Below are 22,264 nucleotides of genomic sequence, written 5' to 3'. Positions count from 1 at the left end.
AGCTCGGTCAACCGGCCCAGCAAGCCACCCTCACCAGTGAGCTGCAAGCCATCCACCCGCGCTTGATCGACCAGCGCACGCAGCTGCGAGTCACTCAAACCATCACCGGCCGAACCGGTCTCGCGATCAACCACATCAGTCATCGTGGTGCATCTCCATTCAGAGTTACACCGTTGTTCTTACAGTCCCCCTCGATCGGCATCGCTCGCGCAAGACGTGCCTTTTCCTGCACCACCATCAATGAGCTCGGCGGGCCATGTTCGACGCGACCATAGTGCGCGGTCCGATGGGCGGTCCCGCGCGTGCGGACATGCACTTATTGATGGATCATGCATCGAGGGCTGCGGGTGACGATCGGCGTTCGATCGGAACCCGTGCGCTTTCGGACAGCTCGACATTCGGGAAGGGTGTGCTGTGACAGGCATTTTGGCGGCGTCGGACTTCGATCCGCGTGTGGATGAGTTCGACCCGGCACGACCGGAAGTGATCAGAGATCCCTACCCGTGGTTCGACCGGCTCCGCACGCTGGATCCGGCCCATCGCGGTATCAACGGTCTGCGGTTTCTCACCAGATTTGCTGACATCGATCAGCTACTGCGTGATCACCGGACCTTCGTACGCGGCGACTTCGCCGAGGTATTGGCTCGCAGTTTCGGACAGAACAGCCTGAACGATGTGATGGGCCAGTTCATGTTCGCGCTGGACCCACCCGATCACACCCGGTTGCGGCGACTGGTCGCAGGATCGTTCACGCGCGAGAAGGCCGAGCGCCTGCGACCGAGAATGCGGGAGTTGGCGGCCGAACTCTTGGACCAGGCCGTGGCCAAGGGCGGTGACACCGTAGATGTCATCTCGGACTTCGCCTACCCGCTGCCATTGCAGGTGGTGTGCGAGATTCTAGGGGTGCCGCCGGAGGATCGGGAGATGCTGCGCTCGTGGACCCATGACATCACTCCGACCGTCGACTTCGTCATCTCCGATGAGGTTCGAGCGCGGGGTATCGAGGCGGCCGCATTGTTCAAGGGCTACTTTCTCGCCCTGATCTCGGTGCGGCGCAGGAACCGTGGTGCGGATCTGCTCAGTGAACTGCTGGACGCGGAGGAGCAGGGAGAACGGCTCAGCGAGCGCGAACTCATCAGCCTTGCGGTGACGCTTCTCATCGCAGGGCACGAGAATGTCACCAACCTCGTCGGCAATGGCCTGCTCGCATTGCTGCGGCATCCCGGAGAACTCGAGGCGGTGCGCCGGGAGCCGGGGCGGGTCGCCGATGTCGTCACCGAGACGCTTCGGTACGACTCGCCGGTCACCTATGTTCCGCGCCAGACCGCGAAGGCGACTCGGTTGGGCGACGTCGACCTGACCGCGGGCGAGTCGCTGGTCGCGCTGTTCGGTGCGGCGAACCGCGACCCCGAGAAGTTTCCGGATCCTGGAGTGTTTCGGTTGGATCGCCCGCACAATGCCGAGCATCTCGACTTCGGCCGCGGCATCACCTATTGCCTCGGCGCACCGTTCGCCATTGTGGAGAGCGAGGTCGCGTTCGAATCTTTGCTCGCACGACTAGGCGATTTCGGCCTGGCGATCGGAGAGGACGAACTGACCTGGCGGCCGACGATCTGGGCCCGAGGGCTGGAGCGCCTTCCGATTACCGTTTCCGGCTAGTCTGCGCTGGGCGAAGTGGTGACGTTCAGTGCGTGGCAGGCTCGGTCCGTGAAATTCCGCCGGGAACTGCGCGCACCTTCGTGCCGAAAATTCGGCCGAGGACCGATGATCAGCTCCTGACCCCACCGATGCTCCGACCACGCGTTGGATGTAAGTCTGCGTTCGCCATCGCTGCGATGCGCAGATCTCGCGTCCGGGACTGGTGCGCGATCATGAGGCGCCGCGCACCCTCGGCGTCCCCCGCCCGGACCGCGACGAGGATATCGCGGTGCTCGGTCTCGATCTGCTGCAGATTCGACTCGGCCTGCGCTTCTTTCGCGTCGTACACCCGCAGCTGGGCGTCGAGCCGGTCCATCAGCTCCGCGATCGTCTCGTTGTGCGCCGCACTGCGCAGCGCGCTGTGCCATTCGTTGTGCAGTGCAAGGCTTGTGACGGGGTCGGGCGATGCCACGGCCTGGTCGAACAGGCGGGTCAGCCGAGCGACGTCGAGTTCGGTGTGGCGGGTCGCCGCGGAGTAGGCGATCGCCGATTCCAGTGCGATTCGGGCCTCGCAGATCTCGAGCACTTCCTCGGCGGTACGTTCGCGCACCCGGTACCCGCGCGGCGCCTGGACCACCAGGCCTTCGTAGTCGAGACGTTGCATCGCCTCCCGCACCGGTGTGCGGGACAGGCCGAGCTCCGCCCCGATCGTCGCGGGTACCAGCATCGTGCCGGGCCGATACGTGCCCCCGGTAATGCGCTCGCGCAGTTGCTTGTACGCGGACGGCTCTCGTTCCACGACTTGTCCCCTCTCTCCGGTACCGCGACTCTCTCCGGTACCGCGACGCAACCATTACCAGAGCGGCGGTACCCGAGTAGAGAGTTTGAATCCATGTGTATACAGATGCAGACACTTCGGTGCCGGATTCGTACGCTTCGGCCATGTCCGAGGTCCAGGTTGCCGCACGTCCCCTGAGCGCACTGCCAGCGATCGAGCGTCCGGTGGCTGCGCGCCGACGCCTGCGACCCTCGGTGCTGCTGCCGTGGGTGGTTCCGATTCTGGTGGTCCTCGGCTGGCAGTGGGCGTCGTCGACCGGTGCGATCTCACCGTCGATCCTGCCGCCGCCCAGCAGAGTGCTCGCCACGGCGGATCAGCTGTGGACCTCGGGCGAATTGCAACGGCACCTGCTGGTCAGCCTGCGTCGAATCCTCATCGGATTCACGCTCGGCGCGTCGATCGGACTCGTCCTCGGGTTCGTCGTCGGCCTCTCCACGATCGCCGAAGGGCTGGTCGACCGCACGCTGCAGATGCTGCGCGCGCTCCCGCACCTCGCGTTGGTCCCGCTACTGATCGCCGCATTCGGCATCGGCGAGCTACCGAAGATCGTGCTCGTCATGCTGGGAGTGATCTTCCCCGTCTACCTCAACACCGTCGCGGGCATTCGCACCGTCGACCCCAAGCTGATTCAACTCGGTGAGTCCTACGGGCTCGGACGCGGCGCGCGGATCCGCGACATCGTAGTTCCGGGCGCGATGCCGATGATCCTCACCGGTATCCGGTACTCCCTCGGCGTCGCGTGGTTGACACTGGTGATCGCCGAAACCATCGCGACCAGCGAAGGCATCGGCTTTCTCGCACAGAACGGCCGCGACATGCTGCGCAGCGACCGGATCGTGCTCGCCATCCTCCTGTACGCGGTCGCCGGTCTGCTCGCCGACCAGATCACCCGGTTGATCGAGGCCCGGGTGCTGCGCTGGAACCCCCACTACCGAGACGGAAACCGCTGATGCCCCATCCCGCACTTGTCGGACTCGATCCGGTCGGCATCAGCCACCGATACCGCGACAAGCCCGTTCTGCGCGATATCGATCTGAGCATCGCACCGGGTGAGTTCGTGTCCTTCCTCGGTCCCAGTGGTGTCGGCAAATCGACGCTGTTGCGTATCCTCGCCGGGCTCGAGAAGCCGACCACCGGCTCTGTCGAACCGGTCGGCACGAACGCCTCCCGGCTGGTCGCGCGAATGATGTTCCAGGAAGACCGGTTGCTGCCCTGGCGGTCCGTCCTCGACAACATCCAGCTCGGTACTCGACATCAGCGGGAACGGGCCATCGAGTTGCTGCGCGCGGTCGGACTCTCCGGCCGGGAAAAGGACTGGCCCGCAGAGCTGTCCGGCGGCCAGCGACAGCGCGTCGCGCTTGCGCGAGCACTGCTGCACCAGCCCGACGTACTCCTGCTCGACGAGCCGTTCGGCGCACTCGACGCGATTACCCGAGTCACCATGCAGCAACTGCTCGAGCGCGTGCTCGCCGAGCATCCGCGCACGGTCCTGCTCGTCACCCACGACGTCGAGGAAGCCCTCGTCCTGTCCGACCGCGTCCTCGTCCTCACAAAGCAGGGCATCTCCCGTGACCTGCGCATCCCACAGTCACGACCGCGACACCGCGGCGACCGTCAGCTCGCCGGCTGGAAAGAGGAGTTGCTCGACGGACTCCTGCAGGCGGACACCGCACTCGCCTCTCCCTAGATCGACCCGAAAGGCCGCACCCGTCATGACATCCCGCCTCACCTCGTCCCTTCCGGCACTGGACCGCCGCGGCTTTCTGAAAGCCGCGGGCGCCGGTGCGCTCGGTCTGTCGGCGCTGGCACTCGCCGCGTGCGGTGCCGACACCACGTCCGGAGGTCCGCTCACGACGGTGCGCTACGCCCTGATCGGGGACGGAAAGGCCGAGCCGGGAACCATCCTGCGCAACAACCTGGGTGGCTTCGACCTGGCCAAGGATCTCGGTCTGCCCGTACAGTGGCCGACCGGATTCCCAGTGTCGCTGCCCGTGATGGAGGCGATCAAATCGGGCAGCGTCGACTTCTCCTTCGCCACCGCGACCGCCGTGATCTATGCCATCGGTGGTGGGGTGCCGGTGGTTCCGCTCGTGGCATACCCGCTTCCCGCGAACGAGGTGGACATCCTCGTGCCGCGCGGATCCGACATCACGTCGGGAGCGGATCCGAAAGGCCGTAGGGTTGCCGGCCAGCGCGGAACCACCGGCACCTACAGCCTGGTGAAATACTGCAGTCCGTAGGCCTCACGCTGAAAGACATCGACTACGTCAACCTGACCGCTGCCGATGCCGAGGCAGCATTCGAGCAAGGCAAGGTCGACGCCTGGATCAGCTGGCAGCCGACGATCGAACTGGCCAAGCGCAAGCACGATGCGGTTGCCCTGCCCAGCGTGAAGACCTACGACTACGCGTTCTTCGTCGCGAGTGAAAGCCTGGCGTTCAACCATCCCGAGACGGCGGCGAAGCTCGTCCGCAATGTGCGCGACGCCCAGCGCTGGATCGAAGGCAATCCCGAGGTCGCGGTCGCGGCATTCGGCGACCTCGGCGGTTTCGGCAACAGCGATCTCGAGGAACAGGTGTATCTCGACCTCGTCAAATCACGGCGGCTGTCCTACTCGGGGGCCGGCGAATTGCGGGCAGTCGACGCTGCCGCGATCGCCGGCACCCAAGACCTCGCCGACAACTTCCACGATCTCGGCGTGTATCCGGAGCGGGTGGACGTCACCACCTGGCTGCGGGACTCGCGCTTCGACTCCATCAAGTCCACCATCACCCAGGCTCTCGCGAACTAGGACCACCGAACCATGTCTTCTTCCCGCATGCATCTGGCCGCTTTCATCACCGCCGGGCCGGGTCGACCCGGCGGCTGGCGGTATCCCGCGTCCGTGCCCGGCTGGCTGTCGGCGAGTTACTACCAGAACATCGCCCGCACACTCGAGGACGGGCGATTCGATCTCGCCTTCTTCGCGGACATCCTCTCGATCCCCGACCGTTTCGGCGGCAGCTTCGACACCCAGTTGCGCAACGGCGCACTCGGTTCGATGCGTCTGGATCCGCTGCACGTGTTGTCTTCGATGGGTGCGGTGACCTCGCATCTGGGCCTCGCCGCGACGGTCTCGACCACCTACGCCCAGCCGTTCACCGTCGCCCGGTCGTTCGCCAGTCTCGATCACCTCACCGACGGACGGGCGGCGTGGAACGTCGTCACCTCGTTCCAGTAGTCGGAGGCGCGAAACTTCAACCGCGACGAGCAGTTCCCGCGGGAGCAGCGCTACGAGCGCGCCGACGAGTTCCTCGAAGTCGCCGGAAAACTGTGGGACAGTTGGGAAAACGACGCTCTGGTGCTCGACACCGAGGCGCCGCTGTTCGCCGACCCGGATCGGGTGCACGCGATCGGGCACGAGGGCGGGTGGTTCACCGTTCAGGGGCCGCTGAACGTCCCGCGGCCGCCGCAGGGGTACCCGGTGGTGATCCAGGCCGGGGCGTCCGCGCAAGGCAAGGACTTCGCGGCGCGGTGGTCCGACGTGGTCTTCTGCAGCCATGCCTCGCTCGAATCGGCGCAGGATTTCTACCGGGAAATCAAGGAGCGGGCGGCCGCGCACGGCCGCGATCCCGAGTCGGTGAAGATCCTGCCGTCGATCGCTCCGGTCGTGGGAGCGACCACCGCGATCGCTCAGCAGACATTCGAGGAACTGTTCGACCTGGTTCCGCCACTCGGCGGACTGTCAACGCTCGCGTACCACCTGGACGTCGACCTGTCGACATTCCCGCTCGATGAGCGGCTGCCCGATGTCGAGGTTCCCGGGGTCGAGGGGCACTACCGCGAGGTGCGCGAGATGACCGAGCGCGAAGGTCTCACGCTGCGCGAACTCGGCAAGCGATACGGCGGCCGCGTCGAGGGCGGATTCATCGGCACCCCGACCGAGGTCGCCGACGGACTCGAACAGTGGTTCACCGAGGCCGCCTGCGACGGCTTCATGGTGCAAGCTCCTTACCAGCCCGGGGGATTCGAGGACTTCACCCGTCAGGTCGTCCCCGAACTCCAGAAGCGCGGCCTGTTCCGGACCGAGTACGAGAGCCGAACGCTGCGCGAGAATCTCGGCTTGTCCCGCGTCGAGCGGGGTGAGTGGGCGCGCCGTGTCCGCCGGACCGCGGCGGTCGGCGCGTGAGTACCGATGTCGTCGAGGTGTCCGGGCAGACCGTCGCCGGTGTGCCCGGACGATTCCTCCTGCACGCCCGCGAGAACCATCTCGTCACCGACTCACGTTTCGGGCCTGCCGAGGCCATCCAGGCAGGCGAGCTGCTCCTCGCCGCACTCACGTCCTGTGCGATGGCGAACATCCAGTCCAACGCCGGCGCCGACGGCATCGCGATCGACGCCATCGATGTCCGGGCCACCCACAAGCGCGGCACAGCGGACGTCACGCGTTACGACTTCACGACCGTGTCCATCGACATCCACGGTGTCGGCCAGGCGACCGCCGAAGCACTGGCCGCACGGTTCGTCGAGACCTGCCCGATCTACAACACCGTCCGGAGGGGAAGCGGAATCGAGCTCGTCGTCAACGGGAGCGGGTAGGCGCCGCCCAACCGAACGAAGTCATCCACGCGGTGGTCGCCCGGTGAAGCCGACCGCGATCGACCCCATCGGGCGACCTCCCGTTCGCGGCTCCTACATCCGACACACGGCGAACTCCACGGCGGACCACAGCGCCCACCAGTAATTGGTGTGCGCATTCGGGTCGATCCCGGCGCCGCAGATCGGATCACCACCGGTGCAATAGTTTCCGGTCCGCGTGGAATACAGATCCGGAACGTTCCCGCCGAGCAGGCCGACCGGATCCCCGAACAGCAGCACCGCCGCCACCCGGGATTGCAGGTCGACGGGCAGGGAGTAGATGCCGCCGAGCGCGATCACGGTGCCGGTGCCGAGCACCCCGTGGACCACGACCGCGCCTTGGGAGAATCCGACCAGCACGAACCGTTGCTCTGGGCAGATCGCCGCCTGACGCAGCACATGGGCGGTCATGTCCCGGGTGCCGAGGCTGACCGACGCCGGATCGAGCAGGTCCGCGGGGTAATTCACGCGATAAGCCTGCGAACTCATCGGAAGCGCGTGCCACAGCCGGTCATAGAGTGGGTCACCGACCGCCGAACCCAGATACCCGGGTTCGTGGGTTCCCCTGGCTACTGCGACATCGACGGCCACACACGACATCGCCCATGCGTGCAATCCCGCCGTCGCCCCGAAACCGGCGGCGAGCAGCAGCACAGCGAATGCCCTTGCCACACGCCACTTTTCGAAATGACACACCTTCCGGTTGGCCATCGTGCTCACCTACTCACGCCGTTGTGAGACAGCCGAGTGACACTTGCTGTGACAATTTCTCGGCTATATCCGCGAAGGTAAGAACGGCCCCGACGACTGTCAAGGAACTAGACCCGACCGATGCGGACTCAGCGCCGAATCGTGTCCTGCCGCATCGTCCTACGGAACGAGAACCGCCGCGCCGGTGAAGCGTCCGTGCGCGAGGTCGGCCAGCGCCCGGCCGGCGCTGCCGAGGGAGTACCCGTGCGTGGTCAGACTTATCCGGTGTTCATCCGCGAGACCGAGAAATTCACGGGCGTCCGCGCGGGTGTTGGCGGTGACGGAGCGAATCTCTCGCTCCTGGAACAGATGCTGCTGATAGTTCAGCGCAGGAATGTCGCTGAGATGGATTCCCGCGATGGCGAGGACCCCACCGCGATCGAGCGCGGCCAGCGCGGGCGGCACCAGCTCGCCGACGGGCGCGAACAAGATCGCCGAATCCAACCGCACCGGAGGCGGGTCCGCCGCGCCCTGCACCGACGCCGCACCGAGGGCAGTCGCGAGTTCCCGCGCGGCGCGATCACGCGTCATCACGTGCACCTCGGCGCCCTGCGCGACCGCGACCTGCGCGGCGATGTGGGCGCTACCACCGAAGCCGTAGATCCCGAGTTGTCCGGCGGGCGGCAGGTTCGCCCGCCGCAGCGCCCGGTATCCGATGATGCCCGCGCACAGCAGTGGTGCGGTGTCCGTATCGGAGTAGCCGTCCGGCAGGCGAAGCGCGTACGCGGCGGGCACACAGGCGAACTCGGCGTAGCCACCATCGGCGTCCCAACCGGTATAAGCCGAACGCGGACAGAGGTTTTCGGCTCCGCGCAGACAGAACGCGCATTCCCCACAGGTGTGCCGTAGCCAGGCGATGCCGACCCGATCCCCGACGGCGAACCCCTCCTCCGTCGCCGGCCCGAGGGCGAGGACTTCACCGACGACCTCGTGCCCAGGCACAACCCCCGCACGATGCACCGGGAGATCCCCCTCCACCACGTGTAGGTCGGTCCGGCAGACACCGCAGGCAAGCACGCGCACCAGCAGCTCGCCCGACGCCGGTTCCGGAATGGCCGAGCGCACCTCGTCCATCGGACCGGTGTCGATGGGACCCGGCCTGCGCGCCCGCCAGCAGAGCATCGAGTCGGTACCGCCGCGGACTTCGCTCATCGGATCACCTCGCACCGATCGCATCGAGCCGGACCGGCCCCCGACCACGGCCGGATGTGCTGAACTCACCCTACCTGGCGGTTTCCTACTCGCGGGGCCGCCAGCTCTGATACGTTCCCGTATTGAATACGTTTCTGTATCCAGATTGAATACGTTTCTGTATCCAAAGCCGCCAGCGGTCGGATTCGAGGAGGTGCCGGTGATGTCCGATGCCACGACCGCCGCACCGACCCGGGTCACCCGACGCCGCACCGAGACGAGGAACCGATTGCTCGCCGCGGCCTACGCGGCATTCGCCGAGGAGGGATTCGGCCGCGCCACCGTCGAGCGGGTCTGCGAGCGGGCCGGCTTTACCCGGGGCGCGTTCTACTCCAACTTCAGTTCCCTGGACGAGTTGTTCCTGACCATGTGGGAACAACGGTCGGCGGCGATGCTCGCCGAGGCGAGCACCATCCTCGACGATATCGCCGCCGAAGGCACCGATGATGTCCGCACCGTGGTCGAACGGCTGGAGCGAGCCGTTCCGGTCGACGAGGGCTGGTACCGGATCACCGCGGAGTTCACTACCCACGCCCTGCGGACACCCACGCTGCGCCAGGTGATGTCCGCCCGCGAAGAAGCCATCGTGGCGGCCCTCATACCGACGATCGTCGCGGCCCTGGCACGCGTCGGCCGCCACGTGCCGAACCCGCACGCGCTGGGTCAGGCGCTCATCGCCGTCCACGACGGCACCAGTGTGCAAGTCCTGATGGAGCCGGACAGCGGCGTGGTCCGCGGCCGGCGCACCGAACTCTTCCACCACGTCGTGCTGGCCTACAGCACCGCAACCGAAGGATGAACATGTCCCACAGCAGTTCGGATGTGGCACAGCGGGCGGACGTCATCGTCGTCGGCGCCGGGCTCGCCGGCCTGGTCGCCGCGTATGAGCTGGTCCAGGCGGGCCGGACGGTACACCTGCTCGACCAGGAGAACCGCCACAATCTCGGTGGTCAAGCGTTCTGGTCGCTCGGCGGACTGTTCTTCGTCGACAGCCCCGAGCAGCGCCGCCTCGGTATCAAGGATTCCTACGATCTCGCACTGCAGGATTGGCTCGGCTCGGCCGGGTTCGACCGCGACGACGAGGACCTGTGGGCCCGGCAGTGGGCGCAAGCTTATGTGCACTTCGCCGCCACCGAGAAACGGGACTATCTGCGAGCCCTCGGCCTGCGCGTGACCCCGCTGGTCGGCTGGGCCGAGCGTGGTGGTGGATTCGCCGACGGACACGGCAACTCGGTGCCGCGCTTCCATCTCACCTGGGGCACCGGTCCCGAGGTGGTCCGGGTGTTCGCCGAGCCCGTCCTCGACGGCGAGCGTCGCGGGCTCGTCGGCTTCAGCTTCCGCCACCGCGTAGACGAGCTGATCGTGGAGAACGACGCGGTGGTCGGCGTGCGCGGCGCCGTGCTCGAGGACACCGACCTCGAACGCGGCAAGGCAACATCCCGAAACGAAATGGGCGAGTTCGAGTTCCGGGCGAAGGCGGTGATCGTGGCCTCCGGCGGAATCGGCCACAACCACGAGCTGATCCGCCGCAACTGGCCGACCGAGCGGCTCGGGAAATGCCCGGAGACACTCATCTCCGGTGTGCCCGCCCACGTGGACGGACGCATGCTCGGCGTCACCGAGGCGGCCGGCGGCGCCATTGTCAACCGGGACCGCATGTGGCATTACACCGAGGGCATCGTCAACTGGGACCCGATCTGGCCCGACCACGCCATCCGGATCATTCCGGGCCCGTCCTCGATGTGGTTCGACGCGAACGGAAAACGGCTGCCCGCGCCCTGTTTCCCTGGGTTCGACACCAACGCCACGATGAAGGAGATACTGAAGTCCGGCTACGACTACTCGTGGTTCGTGCTCACCCAGTCCATTATCGAGAAGGAATTCGCGCTATCGGGTTCCGAGCAGAATCCCGACCTCACCGGCAAAGATCTCAAACTCACGTTCAAGAGCCGGGTCGCGAAGGGTGCGCCCGGCCCGGTGGAGGCGTTCAAGCAGCACGGTGTCGACTTCGTGGTCGCGGACACCCTGCGGGAGCTGGTCGACGGGATGAACACGATCGCCCGCGGACCCCAGCTCGACTACGACAGCCTCGAAGGCCAGATCGTCGCCCGCGACCGGGAACTGGCCAACGCGTACACCAAGGACAGCCAGCTGATGGCGATCAGCAACGCGCGCCGGTATTTCGGTGACAAGGCGGGCCGGGTCGCCAAACCGCACCGAATCCTGGACCCGGCGGCCGGACCGCTGATCGCCGTCCGGCTCAATATCCTCACCCGGAAGACCTTGGGGGGCGTACAGACCAACTTGGAATCGCAGGTGATCAAGCCGGACGGCTCGGCATTCGCCGGCCTCTACGCCGCGGGGGAGGTCGCCGGATTCGGCGGCGGCGGTGTGCACGGCTACAACGCGTTGGAAGGCACCTTCCTGGGCGGCTGCATCTTCTCCGGCCGCGCCGCAGGGCGGGCGGCCGCGAAACTCACCTGATCCCGTTAGGGTGCGCACCCTAGCGGGGTCAGGTCCGATTGCGCCGCCTGGGGCGCCAACGATGTGACGGCGGTCGCGGTGAACGAAGGAGCACCGGTATAGAGCCGCGCATCGGTCGAGCGTTGGCCCGGTCCCACGGTGAGACCGGATATCTCGACGCGGTTGCCGTAGACATCCGTCAGCCGCGCTCCGAAAGGGCCCGAACCGGCATCGGACAAGCGCCAGTAGTTATCCATCCCACGCGTGAGTTCGCGCCACGGATCGCCTACGACAGGGCGAATGGCCACCTCCGCCAGAGCGTTTCCGGTGCCGTCGAACAGGATGCCGAACCCGGACGAGGAATCCGGCTTCACCTGGTAGGTCAGTTCCGGCATCGGCTGCGGATCCCGCACCACACGATAACGGACCTCCGCCACCCCAGTGCGCGGTTCGGCAACCGCTCCGAATGCCGCTTCGTTCAGAACCAGTTGCCCCGTAGTGCATCCCGGGCAACGATCGACGACGACGGCCCGCACCGTTCCGCGTGGGCCCTGAAGCTCAAGAGTTGCACCGCACAGGTCGGCGCGACCGTAGTCCGCGGTCGACAGCGCGGCATAGAAGCCGTCCGAAGCCAGTCCGCTGAACGAGCACGCAACCCGTCGGCCGAGGGTGTAGTACCGCGCCTCGCCCGTCGCGGTCGACGAAGACGGTAGGGTTCGCGGCACAAATGTCGAAGCCAGCACGGGAACTCGGGACGGTGCGCTCGGCTCGTTCGGCGTGACCCCGACTTCGCACATCGGCGGCCGTGACTGCGCCAGCCCGAGGGCCGCGCCGACAACGGCCAGCACGGCCGCCGCCGACCACAGCCATCCGGTACGAGATCGCCGCCGTTCGTTCGGCATTCGGTGCATCGCTCCCCCAGCTCCGGCTCGCCTGCGGACCGTCCATCCTGACGTCCCTCAGAAAAGCAGCCGGGACGCCCGCGCACATCGCGAACGAAAATTCTTCACTCTGAAAGACTCACGATTCAGCAAGCGCAACGCAAACATCGAGCATCTGGTGGACATCAGCACGGCCGAATCGGAAATGATTCGGCCCGAACGGCTTCCGCACCGCTCCGCCGGCCGAGGCGAGGTCAGCGCGGACGCCGCAATGCGGCACCGACAGCACAGAATTCGGAACGACACGGTCGGGTATGAGCTCGCACACCGGTCACTGATAGTCCCAGTAGTGCAACCACTGCACAGAAGCGAACAACAGCAGCGTCAAGGCGTAGAGCACAACAACCACCGCCGCTCCGGCGATCCCGACCCGCCATCCCGCACCATCGACCGGATCGAGCCATCGCCGAAAGCACCTCGCGACCGCGGGCGACAAAATCCAACTCATCAACCCCACGCTGACGATCTGGCTCAGCCACATCGCCAACCACGGCTGCGCGCCCATCCCGTCCAGCACCGGCCCGAGGAATCTGGACAGCGTCATCACTGTCGGATATAGCACCAACAGCACCAACATGGCGATCTTCCAGGTCGGCGTCATTCGTGTCTCACCGTCGACAGTGCGCAGCGTCGAACCGAACGGTGTGCTGGGCGCGGCGACCGTGAAATCCTCGGTCAGCTCCGAACGCAGTTCCGGCAGCACGGCGTCCCGTTCTTCCGAGTGCATCCACTCCGACAGCTGGCGCCCCGTTCGAAACCGAAGCACCGAACACCATCGGCCCGTGTCATCGAGCGGAAAGAGCAGGCCGCCCTCGAATCCGGAAAACTTCGAACTCGCCGCGACGAGGCGCGATTCCGTCGCGATGAATTCGGCTTCCTTGCCGCGGGCGACGTTGTGTCGGAAGACGCCGATTCCGGCGGGCGATGATTCGCCTTCGAGGATGATCAGATCCGAACTCTTGCGGCGGAACCCGAGTGTCACACCTTCGGTCAGCAACCGTGTTCGGTCGGGTGAGTCCAGGAATTCGTGCATCAGCGGCTCGGATCGAAAAGTGACAGCGAACCCCGAATCCAGGTGCGGGTCGTCGCTTATTGCAGCCGAAGCCGCTACGAATCCGTGTGCGGCCTCGGCAATTTCGGTGTATCGCGCCAACCATGCATGGAAACCGACGGCGTCGGCCGGGCGGTGGAAGACGGTGACCGCGGTGGCGGCGGCTGTCATCGGTGCGCCGTCACCGAGCGTCGATGCGACGGCCTCGAACGTAAGCCTCCGAGATTGCGGGCTCACGCATACCCATCAGCAGTGCGAACAGCGTTTGATCCCGCGCCGATCTCGGGTCTCCGGACCGGATTCCGCGTGTCAGCGCACCCGCCAGGGCGGGCCAGCGTGCCGGTTCGACGACCAGGAAGTCCGCTTCTTTGCCGAGATCGAAGTTTCCGAATCGACTTTCCATATCCAGCGCCCGCGCGCCGGCCAGCGTCCCCGTGAAGAGCATCTCGGCCGGATGCATCGCCACTGCGTCGTCTCCCGGCTCGGAAATGTGGACCTTGAACGCGGCCGACAACACCTGCGGGATCAGCCATTCGTCGCCACCACCGAAGTCGGTTCCAGCGGCGACGTTGACGCCCGAGGCGATCGTCCGTTTCCACGGCATCGTGCCGGATCCCAAGAACTGCTGCGAAACCGGACAGTGTGCGACCGATGTGCCGGTCTGCGCCATCCGCTGGAGCTCGATATCCTGGCAGTGCACGCAGTGCGCGAGAATACTGCGTCGACCGAGCAGACTCTTGCCGCCCTCGGCCGAGCCGGCCAGGAACTTCCCGTCGTAGGTGTCGAGGTACGAATCGACTCCGTAGACCTGCTTCGTGGTGTCGATTTCACCGGTTCCGGGGCGATTGTTCTCGTTGAGGTGGCTGTGGAAATAGACGCCGCGGCCGCGCACGGAATCGTACAGTTCACCAAGGTTTTTCAACGTCTCACGCGTCACCGACAGCGCGAAACGCGGCACGATCGCCACATGCAGAAGTGCCGTGTCGACGTTTCCGGTGTCGGCTGCGTGCCACTTGTCGACCTCTTCCCTGCACAGCCTGATGGCGTCGTCCTCGGAGGTGATCAAGGGCGCCGCCGATTCCCCGCCGGTCGTCTGGACACCGGCGGCCGCTGACCATCCGAAGACCGAACCGCAGCGTCTCGGTGAACAAGGCATCTTGCGCATGCGGAAAAGTCGACCCGAAGACCATCGCCGCCGTAGTTCCCGCCGCGGTGCGTCTGTTACAGAATTCGAGGGCAGCTCGCTGCACGAACTCGGTCTCGGCATACCGGGATTCCGCGGGAAACATACAGTGATCGAGCCACTCCGGCAGCTGGCCGCCCCCGTACGCGTCACCGGCGAAAGTCTGCGGGAAATGAACGTGCGTGTCGACAAATCCCGGAAGCAGAAAACCCGGTCGGTGATCGAACACATTTTCGTCGCGGAAAACGGTGGGGACTTCGGCGCGGCCACCGCAGTACGCGATTCGACCGTTGTCGTCGATTGCCAGCGCTCCGTCCGGCACCGAAACCAGTGCGTCAGCGGCATCGGCGGCGACCGGGCTGCCGGCGATGTGGTAGATGTGCCCCAAGTGGACTTGGCTCACTGTCCGAGGAGACCACAAAACAACCGGCCACAATAGTGGATCGCCGAAATAATTATTGGACCTGGCCCGTTTCGGACGCGATGACCTCGCGTACGTCAGCCCGGCAAGCCAGACGGTCGAAGCCTTGGGACATCACCATCCCGCCGCGTACGCACCATGGCTTAGCGGCCGTCCCGTGCTCGTCAGCGGCCGCTCCGATGGCGATGAGCACCGCACCGAAAGCCGAGGGGATACGCCGCCGATTCCCGGTGGCGCTAGCACCGGCGCGCGGGAGAGAGCGAACGTCCTGCCTCCTGGGCCGCCTCGACCAGCACGCGCGCCAGGCGCACGGTGTCCGGCACCGTCTGTTCACCGCTGATCCGACCCGACAGCGACAAGGCCGCCACCGCGGCGCCACGGCTGCGAATCGGCACGGCTACGCACGCGATCCCGGGGAGCGACTCCTCGTTGTCGACGGCAACGCCCTGCCGCTGGCGGGTGCGCGTGAGTTCACGATGCAGTTCGGCGCGGTCACCGAGGGTGCGTGGGGTGAACTGCGGGAGCCGGTCGCGGAAGGACACGTCGACGATGCTCGGTTCCAGTGCGGCGAGCATCGCCTTACCGAGCGCCGTGCTGTGCGCAGGCATCCGGCCGCCCAGCCGGGTTGGCACCGCCGCGGCGCACCGACCACCGGCTTTGTCCAGAAACAGCACCTCGCGCCCGTCCAGGACGCCGAGGTGACCGATCATCCCGGTCCGCTGACAGAGGTCGTGCAGCAGCGGGCTCACCGCGTCACGAATCTCGTTGTGTTCGGCCGCCAGCCCACCCAATTCGAGCGTGCGCGTACCGAGGCGGTATCCGCCGGGCGCGTGCGCGAGCCAGCGCAATCGGATCAACTGGTCGACAATGCGATGCACCGTGGAGCGCGGCAGCCCGGTGCGTTCGGCGAGCCTCACCAGGGTCAGAGTCGGCGTCGCACCGTCGAATGCTTCCATTATCAGCGTCATTCGCTCGATCATCGACACCGGTGGCTGCGCGGGCCGAGCGGTGGGTCCCGATCCCTTCCACAACTCGCCGGAATCCGGCGGGATCACCGCCTCGACCGTCATTGTTCACCTCCACTGCATGATCGCCTAGAGCTTAGAAGTACTTCGACCCGACTAATTCGTTTCCAGCACACGTTGGTTCCCTTCCGCCACAAAGCCGTTCGGAATCCCACCGTGGACACCGCCCGCTATCGCTTTCGCGACAGGATTGTCCGATCGAGCAGCACACAGTACTGCCCGGGAAGCTGACGCCGGCACACAGCGCCCGGTCACCTCCCAACGCCGCCCACCTACCCGGACCTGTGCTGGGATTCGATCAGCGCGGGCAGGCACTCGCGGCGGTAGCGGTCGGCGAGTAGGGCGACGTCCTGGTCGATGACGGATCCGTGGTGTGGATCGCGGGCGGTGGGATACTCGGTCATCGCGGACTCTCCGGTCGGGACGGCAACGGTGCGGACAGGCGCCACCGCGGTAGAACGGTCGTACGCCCCATGATGCGGGTACCCGATCGAGCGGTTTCGACACCGCCGAGATGGCCGTCCACGGAACACGACTCGAATCCGACACCCGGGTACCAGCTCGCCATCTCGCCGCTACGCGCCGAGCGAATCGCGCCGACTCGAACGCCTGACGCTGGCGGCGGATGACGAGCAATCGGCACATGACCTGGCCGTGCGGGGCAGACTGCTTGCGGTGAGTTCTTCGCGTTCACGTTCATCCCTGCCGATGCCCGCACTACCCCCCTGGACATCGAGGTACCCGGCGCACAAACTGCGGTGTTCGACGGGCTCGCAGCTCTGGCCGAGGCGGCGAGGACGCGGCGACCGGCAGGCGCACCGGTCAGGTGGCCGGGGCTTTCCGACACACCACCGACGACCCAGAATGGAACACGTTCTTGTCCGACGGGCCTGAGCGTGCCACCCTCGAGAGATGGATCTCGACGCCATCGAAGCGGTCCGCCGGCTGAAGTACCGCTACTTCCGGACCCTCGATCTCAAATTGTGGGACGAGTTCAGCGACACCTTGACCGTCGACGCCACCGGCCACTACGGCACCCACGCGCTCGGCGAACCGCTGCACCTGACCGGCCGTGACGCCATCATCGCGTTCATGCGGGAGAACCTCGGCTCCTCGGTCGTCACCGTCCACGTCGCCAACCATCCGGAGATTCATATCGACGGCGAAACCGCCACGGGCTCATGGGCTTTCGAGGACACTGTGATATCGACGGAATACCGTGTCCTGATCCGCGGCGCTGGTTACTACACCGACAGCTACCGCCGCGACATCGACGGCCACTGGCGCATCTCCTCGACCGGCTACCAGCGCATCTACGAAGCAATGCAGGCGCTGTCGGACACGCCGAGCTTTCACTTGCTGTCCAACATGTGGGCACCCGCCGAATAGCCGCGTCGGGACGTCTTCGACCGGAGACGCGGTGGCGCTGGACAACATGCAGGACCCTGTCGTCGGATCAGCGGCTCGGACGCACCGCCGGACTGGTGATCAGCGGGAGATCGAGTGCGGTGAGAATGCCGGGCGGCGCCGCGACGACGGCGGGCACCGCGTTGACGATGCGCATACCGGTAGCGAGCAGAGTCGCGTAGTTGTGATCACCGTGGCGACTCGAGGTCACCAGATCCAAGGCGTAACTGGGCTCACCGGTGATCTCGACCCGATACGAGCCTGCTCGGTGCGCGGGTTGCGGCCAGTCCGGGCACAGATCGGAGCGCAGCCGGGTCACATGCTCGAGCACCGTGACCGGCACGTCGCCGACCATGCCACGCACCTCGAAACGCAGTGCGGCGGCGGTGCCTTCGGCAATGTGCCCGGTGACGATATCGAACGACTCCGGCGCGGGGACCCGCTGGTAGGCCTCGGTGACGCCATCGAGCGTGACGCCGATCCCCGCGGCGAGCTGGCGGACTGTGCCACCCCAGGCGAGCGAGAGCACACCCGGCTGCAACAGCATCGGGATGTCGTCGACCGGCTTGCCGAAACCCATGATGTCGAACATGACCTCACGATTGTCGTAGCTGGCATAGTCGACGATCTCCAGACAGCGCACCTGGTCGATGCGCAGGCACGTGCCAGCGAGGGCGAGCGGAAGCAAGTCGTTCGCGAAACCAGGATCGATGCCGTTGACCCACAATGAGGAGTTCCCCTGCACGGCCGCCTCTTGGACCGGCTCGAGCAGGTCATCAGGAAGCACGCCGTAGGGGTACTGGAAGAACACCGGAGCGCAGGCGACGACATTGATTCCCGCCGCGAGAATACGCCGGAGATCCTGCACCGCTTCGAACAGGCGGTTATCGGTCATCGAACAGTAGACGACACAGTCAGGACCCGATGCCAGCAGCGCGGCCGCATCGGTCGTCGCGGCGACCCCCACCGAATGGTTCAGTCCCGCAAGCGTTCCCGCGTCGACACCATCCTTGGCAGGCCCGGACACGCACACCCCGGTGAGTTCCAGGTCGGGGTTGGCGATGACGCCGGCCAGAGCATGCCTGCCGACATTGCCGGTACCCCATTGCACTACGCGATATGTCATGTCACAGATCCGGAATCGGGAGGTCGAGGTTCGGAACGATCAAGCCGCCGTCGGGCTCGAGGATCTTGCCGGTGAGATACTTCCCGGCGGGCGAGACGAGGTACAGCGCGGCTGCGGCGATGTCGTCGGGTTCGCCGATGCGATGCAGCGGGGTCTTGGTCTCCAGTTCGGTGCGCATCGCCGCATTGCCGGCGACAACCTCCAGCGCAGAGGTCAGGATCGACCCGGGCGCGATCGCATTCACCCGGATACGTGGGTTCAGATCGAGCGCGGCGAGCTTCGTGTAGTGGGCCAAGGCGGCTTTGACGGTGCCGTAGGCGGCGAACGCGCGCCCCGGCAGGCGTCCCATCGTGGAGGTGATGTTCACGATCGACCCGCCACCGGCGGTGTCGAGAATCCGCGGCACCGCCGCCCGGACCAACCCGTGCGCGGTGAGGACATTGAAACTGAACGCCTCCGCCAGCATCTGCGGTGTCGTGTCGAGCAACGGGCACGGCAGCGCACCGCCGACGTTGTTGACCACGATATCCAGCCGTCCGAACCGTTCGACGGCCGTCGCCGCGAGGCCCGCCGCAGCATCGACCTCGCTCAGGTCCGCCGGCACCACATGGGCCTGCCTTCCGGTCGCAGCCACCTGCTCCGCGACCTCGTCCAGCTGGCTCTTCGTGCGTGCCGCGAGGACGATATCGGCGCCCGCCTCCGCGAATGCCACCGCGATCGCCGCCCCGAGGCCGCGACCGGCGCCGGTGACGATAGCGACCTGACCGTCGATACGGAACCGATCCAGAATCATTCGCGCCCCCTGTGCGCCTGTCGAATATTCGACACAGTTTATTCTGATAATCGTCATAGTACGGAGTAGGTCGGAGTCGGGACAAGGGGTTGACGCAATGCCGGAACGATCCGCGTCGCCACCTACGCGTCGCGTCGTCGAGATCGTGTCGTTGCTCGCGACCTCTGATGCGCCGATCAGCGTGGCAGGGATCGCCGAGCGACTCGGCATCGCGCGCGCCACCGCGACCGCGATCCTGACCGAGTTGAACGAGGCAGGCTGGGTCATCCGTCATACCGCCCGCGGTTACGGCATCGGACCCGCGCTGTCCGGGCTGTCCGGCGCCGCACTCCCGCACGGAATCGGAGAGATCCTCACCGCCCTGGCCGACCGTACCGGCTACGGCGCGACGTTCAGCCGGATCGAACCGGATCGACTCACGGTGCTCGATGTCCGGCACGGCAGCGATCGCGTCGTCCCGGGCATCCCGGTGGGACACCGTATTCCGCTGCAGTTTCCCGCGGGCGCGAGCGTCATGCCGTGGCGTTCGGCGGGTGAGCGGAATACCTGGCTCGCCACCGCGGCCGGCACCGACCAGCGCACCGCCGCTTCACTGTTGGCGCTGGTCCGCGAGCGTGGCGTCGCTGTCTTCCGTCCGCGCACCGACGACGCCGGGATGGTCGACCTGCTCGCCGACCTCCTCGGCGCGGTCGGCGCCGATCTGCTCCAATCACATCTGCGGACCCGCGCATTGCGCCAACTCGCCGCCCTCACCGCACGGCCGTTCACCAGAACGGAATTGGATTCCGACGACCAACTGCCCCTGAGTTATCTCGCCGCACCGGTTTTCGACCCCACCGGCGTTGCCGCCTACGAAGTCCAGCTCGGGCCACTGCGCGCCGCCACCACGAAACTCGAACGCGCCGAGTTCATTGCGGCCACAATCGCGAGCGCGCGTGAGTTCACCGCGGCTTTGGCCGCGCGCAGGCACGACAGCTGATCTCAGACACGCTCGACAGCTGCGCAGGACTCATGAGAGTCGCTGCGGGAAAAGAGATTCCGAGCCAGGCTGCTGAGCGTCGCGCCGTGGAGCTGCCCGAGGACACCATGAGCACCTGATCATGACGTGGCCCTGCCTCCGTTGTTCGCCGACTTGACGCTGAGTACCTTGTCGAGGTAGCCGGCGATGGCGTCTTTGTTGCGGGTCAGACACTCGATGCGTTCGGACAGCCAGGCTTGCTCGCTTCGCAGTGTGGCGATCATTTCGGTCGTCACATCGGGGACGTAGATGGTCTGCGGCGTGTCCAGGCACGGCAGGAACTGCTGGATGATGCGGGTCGGCAGTCCGGCGTCGAGCGGTCCGGTGATCTGCAGCACGACGTGCACGTGCGACTCCCCGTACTCGCGGTAACCGTTGCGGGCGCGTTTGGGTGTGATCAGCCCCTGCTCCTCGTAGTAGCGCAGTAGCCGACGGGAGACACCGGTGCGCTCGGCGAGCTCTCCGATTCGCATGTGCTCGAGCTTACCCTTGACCTTCACACCGATGTGAGTGTTCAAGACTCGCTGGATGGACCTGGAACAGCCGCACTCTGCCTGGACAGCCGGTGGAAGTCTGCGGCCGGCGCAGCTCCTGCCGGCTACGACAATCACGACTCCATCGGAGGCTTCACATGAAACTCGGACTTCGCCTGCCCCAGAGAGCGGGAGTCGACCTACAACACGACTTGGTCGAAGCAGCCAGAACGGCCGAAGCGGCCGGATACGCCAGTTTGTGGACGTACGAACGACTGCTCTTCCCCGAGATCCCGGCCGAACCATACGCCCCGCCCACCGTGCCCTGGCCGGAAACCCAGCGGCAGACCGCCGACCCCCTGGCAGTCCTCACGGCAGCGGCAGTGGCGACCGAAAAGGTGCGCCTCGCACTGCCGTTCTGGTCGCCGCACTCCACACACCCGTCCAGCTGGCGAAGGCGCTGGCTACGGTCGATCAGATCAGCGGCGGCCGCGTGGTCGCAGGGATGGGCACCGGCTGGTCCACCGACGAACTCCAAGCCACCGGAACCACGCGAGCGGACCGCGGCCGCCTCCTCGACGAGACGCTGGACGTCTTCGAAGCTGTGTGGGGGCCGGACCCGGTGACCGTCCGGGGTCCGCGCGGAGTTGTCGACAACGCCTCGGTCCTGCCCAAGCCCGTTTCGAGAATTCCGGTGATGCTCGGCAGCGGTGGCAGCACCAGTTCCAAGGCCCTACAACGCATTGCCGAACGCGCAGACGGTTGGCTGCCGTTACGTACTACACCCGGGCGGGCCGGAGCGACAGAACTGCGCGCAAGCTGGGACCGCATCCGGAAATGGCTTCCGAGTATGGCCGGGATACGAGCCGGATGGAGATGGTGGTGGTGGGCAACGTCACCTTCACCGACCGTCCGGCCGGACCTGACCGATCGGCGTTCGTCGGCACTCTCGACCAGGTGATGGACGATGTCCGAACGGCCGCAGAGGCTGGCGCAGACGAGTTCATCGTGGATCTGAATCTGCAGGACTGGTTCACCAGCACTCGGCAGATGCTCGAGACGGCGGTGGAGATCCGCGAACGGGCCATAGCCGCATGACCGATAACGCCGGAGACAGCGAGCAATCCTTAGCACCGGATTCCGTTCAGCCGCAGCACTATTCCCGAGAAAAAGACAATTGCCGACAGGCCCGTCGCGGGCCATAGAGCGATTACGCGATGTCGGTGTGGAGAGTTGTTGTCGTGTGGGGGAAATGCCGAAGGCCCTCGACACTTGTCGAGGGCCTTCGGTGAAAGATGTTCCGGCGGTGTCCTACTCTCCCACACCCTG

21 protein-coding genes and 3 pseudogenes are annotated in these 22,264 nt (G+C 66.0%); 13 read left to right on the top strand and 11 right to left on the bottom strand.

The window, feature by feature from the left end; genetic code table 11:
• Positions 1-414: 414 nt before the first annotated feature.
• Positions 415-1,659, top strand: coding sequence for a cytochrome P450 (locus AB0B25_RS30340; protein ID WP_357186744.1), 1,245 nt, complete (start codon positions 415-417; stop codon positions 1,657-1,659).
• Positions 1,660-1,768: 109 nt separating this feature from the next.
• Here AB0B25_RS30340 and AB0B25_RS30335 read toward each other — a convergent pair whose 3' ends face one another.
• Positions 1,769-2,437, bottom strand: coding sequence for a GntR family transcriptional regulator (locus tag AB0B25_RS30335; RefSeq protein ID WP_357186742.1), 669 nt, complete (start codon positions 2,435-2,437; stop codon positions 1,769-1,771).
• Between the two features lie 143 nt (positions 2,438-2,580).
• Between AB0B25_RS30335 and AB0B25_RS30330 the strand changes: the two genes are divergently transcribed.
• The 6 genes and pseudogenes from AB0B25_RS30330 (at position 2,581) to AB0B25_RS30305 (ending at position 7,054) form a co-directional block, all read left to right on the top strand.
• Positions 2,581-3,426: an ABC transporter permease subunit gene (locus AB0B25_RS30330; protein WP_357186739.1), complete on the top strand. Its 846-nt coding sequence runs from the start codon at positions 2,581-2,583 to the stop codon at positions 3,424-3,426.
• Positions 3,426-4,163: an ABC transporter ATP-binding protein gene (locus tag AB0B25_RS30325; RefSeq protein ID WP_357186736.1), complete on the top strand. Its 738-nt coding sequence runs from the start codon at positions 3,426-3,428 to the stop codon at positions 4,161-4,163. Before AB0B25_RS30330 ends, AB0B25_RS30325 begins: the two co-directional genes overlap by 1 nt.
• A gap of 25 nt (positions 4,164-4,188) precedes the next feature.
• Positions 4,189-4,716, top strand: a complete 528-nt coding sequence (locus AB0B25_RS30320; protein WP_357186733.1) for a hypothetical protein — start codon at positions 4,189-4,191, stop codon at positions 4,714-4,716.
• Positions 4,701-5,267, top strand: coding sequence for an ABC transporter substrate-binding protein (locus tag AB0B25_RS30315; RefSeq protein WP_357186750.1), 567 nt, complete (start codon positions 4,701-4,703; stop codon positions 5,265-5,267). The genes AB0B25_RS30320 and AB0B25_RS30315 overlap by 16 nt, the downstream gene beginning before the upstream one ends.
• A 12-nt stretch (positions 5,268-5,279) precedes the next feature.
• Positions 5,280-6,644, top strand: a pseudogene (locus tag AB0B25_RS30310) (LLM class flavin-dependent oxidoreductase).
• Positions 6,641-7,054: an OsmC family protein gene (locus tag AB0B25_RS30305; protein WP_357186730.1), complete on the top strand. Its 414-nt coding sequence runs from the start codon at positions 6,641-6,643 to the stop codon at positions 7,052-7,054. Before AB0B25_RS30310 ends, AB0B25_RS30305 begins: the two are co-directional and overlap by 4 nt.
• Before the next feature lie 93 nt (positions 7,055-7,147).
• Here AB0B25_RS30305 and AB0B25_RS30300 read toward each other — a convergent pair whose 3' ends face one another.
• Both AB0B25_RS30300 and AB0B25_RS30295 read right to left on the bottom strand, forming a co-directional pair.
• Positions 7,148-7,804: a cutinase family protein gene (locus AB0B25_RS30300; RefSeq protein ID WP_357186727.1), complete on the bottom strand. Its 657-nt coding sequence runs from the start codon at positions 7,802-7,804 to the stop codon at positions 7,148-7,150.
• Positions 7,805-7,963: 159 nt separating this feature from the next.
• Positions 7,964-8,965, bottom strand: coding sequence for a zinc-binding alcohol dehydrogenase family protein (locus AB0B25_RS30295; RefSeq protein ID WP_357186747.1), 1,002 nt, complete (start codon positions 8,963-8,965; stop codon positions 7,964-7,966).
• A 232-nt stretch (positions 8,966-9,197) separates the two neighbouring features.
• Between AB0B25_RS30295 and AB0B25_RS30290 the strand changes: the two genes are divergently transcribed.
• Both AB0B25_RS30290 and AB0B25_RS30285 read left to right on the top strand, forming a co-directional pair.
• Entirely contained in the window at positions 9,198-9,833 is a 636-nt protein-coding gene (locus AB0B25_RS30290) for a TetR/AcrR family transcriptional regulator (RefSeq protein WP_357186724.1), read from the top strand.
• Positions 9,830-11,518: an FAD-binding dehydrogenase gene (locus tag AB0B25_RS30285; RefSeq protein WP_357186721.1), complete on the top strand. Its 1,689-nt coding sequence runs from the start codon at positions 9,830-9,832 to the stop codon at positions 11,516-11,518. Before AB0B25_RS30290 ends, AB0B25_RS30285 begins: the two co-directional genes overlap by 4 nt.
• Positions 11,519-11,523: 5 nt before the next feature.
• Here AB0B25_RS30285 and AB0B25_RS30280 read toward each other — a convergent pair whose 3' ends face one another.
• The 5 genes and pseudogenes from AB0B25_RS30280 to AB0B25_RS30260 all read right to left on the bottom strand — a co-directional run bounded on the left by AB0B25_RS30280 (position 11,524) and on the right by AB0B25_RS30260 (position 16,522).
• Positions 11,524-12,399 (bottom strand): expansin EXLX1 family cellulose-binding protein, encoded by an 876-nt coding sequence (locus tag AB0B25_RS30280; protein ID WP_357186719.1) that lies wholly within the window; start codon positions 12,397-12,399, stop codon positions 11,524-11,526.
• Positions 12,400-12,709: 310 nt separating this feature from the next.
• A complete protein-coding gene (locus AB0B25_RS30275) occupies positions 12,710-13,660 on the bottom strand; it encodes an antibiotic biosynthesis monooxygenase (RefSeq protein WP_357186716.1) in 951 nt (316 codons plus the stop codon).
• Between the two features lie 10 nt (positions 13,661-13,670).
• Positions 13,671-15,075 (bottom strand): annotated as a pseudogene (locus AB0B25_RS30270) (amidohydrolase family protein).
• A gap of 254 nt (positions 15,076-15,329) precedes the next feature.
• On the bottom strand, positions 15,330-16,163 hold the full coding sequence (locus AB0B25_RS30265) for an IclR family transcriptional regulator (protein ID WP_357186713.1): 834 nt from the start codon (positions 16,161-16,163) through the stop codon (positions 15,330-15,332).
• 227 nt (positions 16,164-16,390) lie between these two features.
• On the bottom strand, positions 16,391-16,522 hold the full coding sequence (locus AB0B25_RS30260) for a hypothetical protein (protein ID WP_357186710.1): 132 nt from the start codon (positions 16,520-16,522) through the stop codon (positions 16,391-16,393).
• Positions 16,523-17,030: 508 nt separating this feature from the next.
• Here AB0B25_RS30260 and AB0B25_RS30255 point away from each other — a divergent pair.
• Positions 17,031-17,507 carry a nuclear transport factor 2 family protein gene (locus AB0B25_RS30255; RefSeq protein WP_357186707.1) on the top strand — a complete coding sequence of 159 codons (477 nt, stop codon included), beginning with the start codon at positions 17,031-17,033 and terminating at the stop codon, positions 17,505-17,507.
• Positions 17,508-17,574: 67 nt separating this feature from the next.
• On the opposite strand, the gene AB0B25_RS30250 is transcribed toward AB0B25_RS30255, so the two are convergent.
• Entirely contained in the window at positions 17,575-18,651 is a 1,077-nt protein-coding gene (locus tag AB0B25_RS30250; RefSeq protein WP_357186704.1) for a diacylglycerol kinase, read from the bottom strand.
• A 1-nt stretch (position 18,652) separates the two neighbouring features.
• Entirely contained in the window at positions 18,653-19,444 is a 792-nt protein-coding gene (locus AB0B25_RS30245) for an SDR family oxidoreductase (RefSeq protein WP_357186702.1), read from the bottom strand.
• Between the two features lie 97 nt (positions 19,445-19,541).
• Between AB0B25_RS30245 and AB0B25_RS30240 the strand changes: the two genes are divergently transcribed.
• Positions 19,542-20,423, top strand: a complete 882-nt coding sequence (locus tag AB0B25_RS30240; protein ID WP_357186699.1) for a helix-turn-helix domain-containing protein — start codon at positions 19,542-19,544, stop codon at positions 20,421-20,423.
• A gap of 119 nt (positions 20,424-20,542) precedes the next feature.
• Here AB0B25_RS30240 and AB0B25_RS30235 read toward each other — a convergent pair whose 3' ends face one another.
• Positions 20,543-20,935: a MerR family transcriptional regulator gene (locus AB0B25_RS30235; protein WP_357186696.1), complete on the bottom strand. Its 393-nt coding sequence runs from the start codon at positions 20,933-20,935 to the stop codon at positions 20,543-20,545.
• A gap of 158 nt (positions 20,936-21,093) precedes the next feature.
• On the opposite strand from AB0B25_RS30235, the pseudogene AB0B25_RS30230 reads away from it, so the two are divergent.
• Together AB0B25_RS30230 and AB0B25_RS30225 are read left to right on the top strand one after the other, a co-directional pair.
• Positions 21,094-21,671, top strand: a pseudogene (locus tag AB0B25_RS30230) (TIGR03619 family F420-dependent LLM class oxidoreductase); the annotation flags it as partial.
• 101 nt (positions 21,672-21,772) lie between these two features.
• Positions 21,773-22,033 carry a hypothetical protein gene (locus AB0B25_RS30225; RefSeq protein ID WP_357186752.1) on the top strand — a complete coding sequence of 87 codons (261 nt, stop codon included), beginning with the start codon at positions 21,773-21,775 and terminating at the stop codon, positions 22,031-22,033.
• The last annotated feature ends 231 nt before the right edge of the window (positions 22,034-22,264 follow it).

This window comes from Nocardia sp. NPDC049190, assembly GCF_040648115.1.
Taxonomy (GTDB): Bacteria; Actinomycetota; Actinomycetes; order Mycobacteriales; family Mycobacteriaceae; genus Nocardia.
This window is presented reverse-complemented; position numbering and strand designations above follow the sequence as displayed.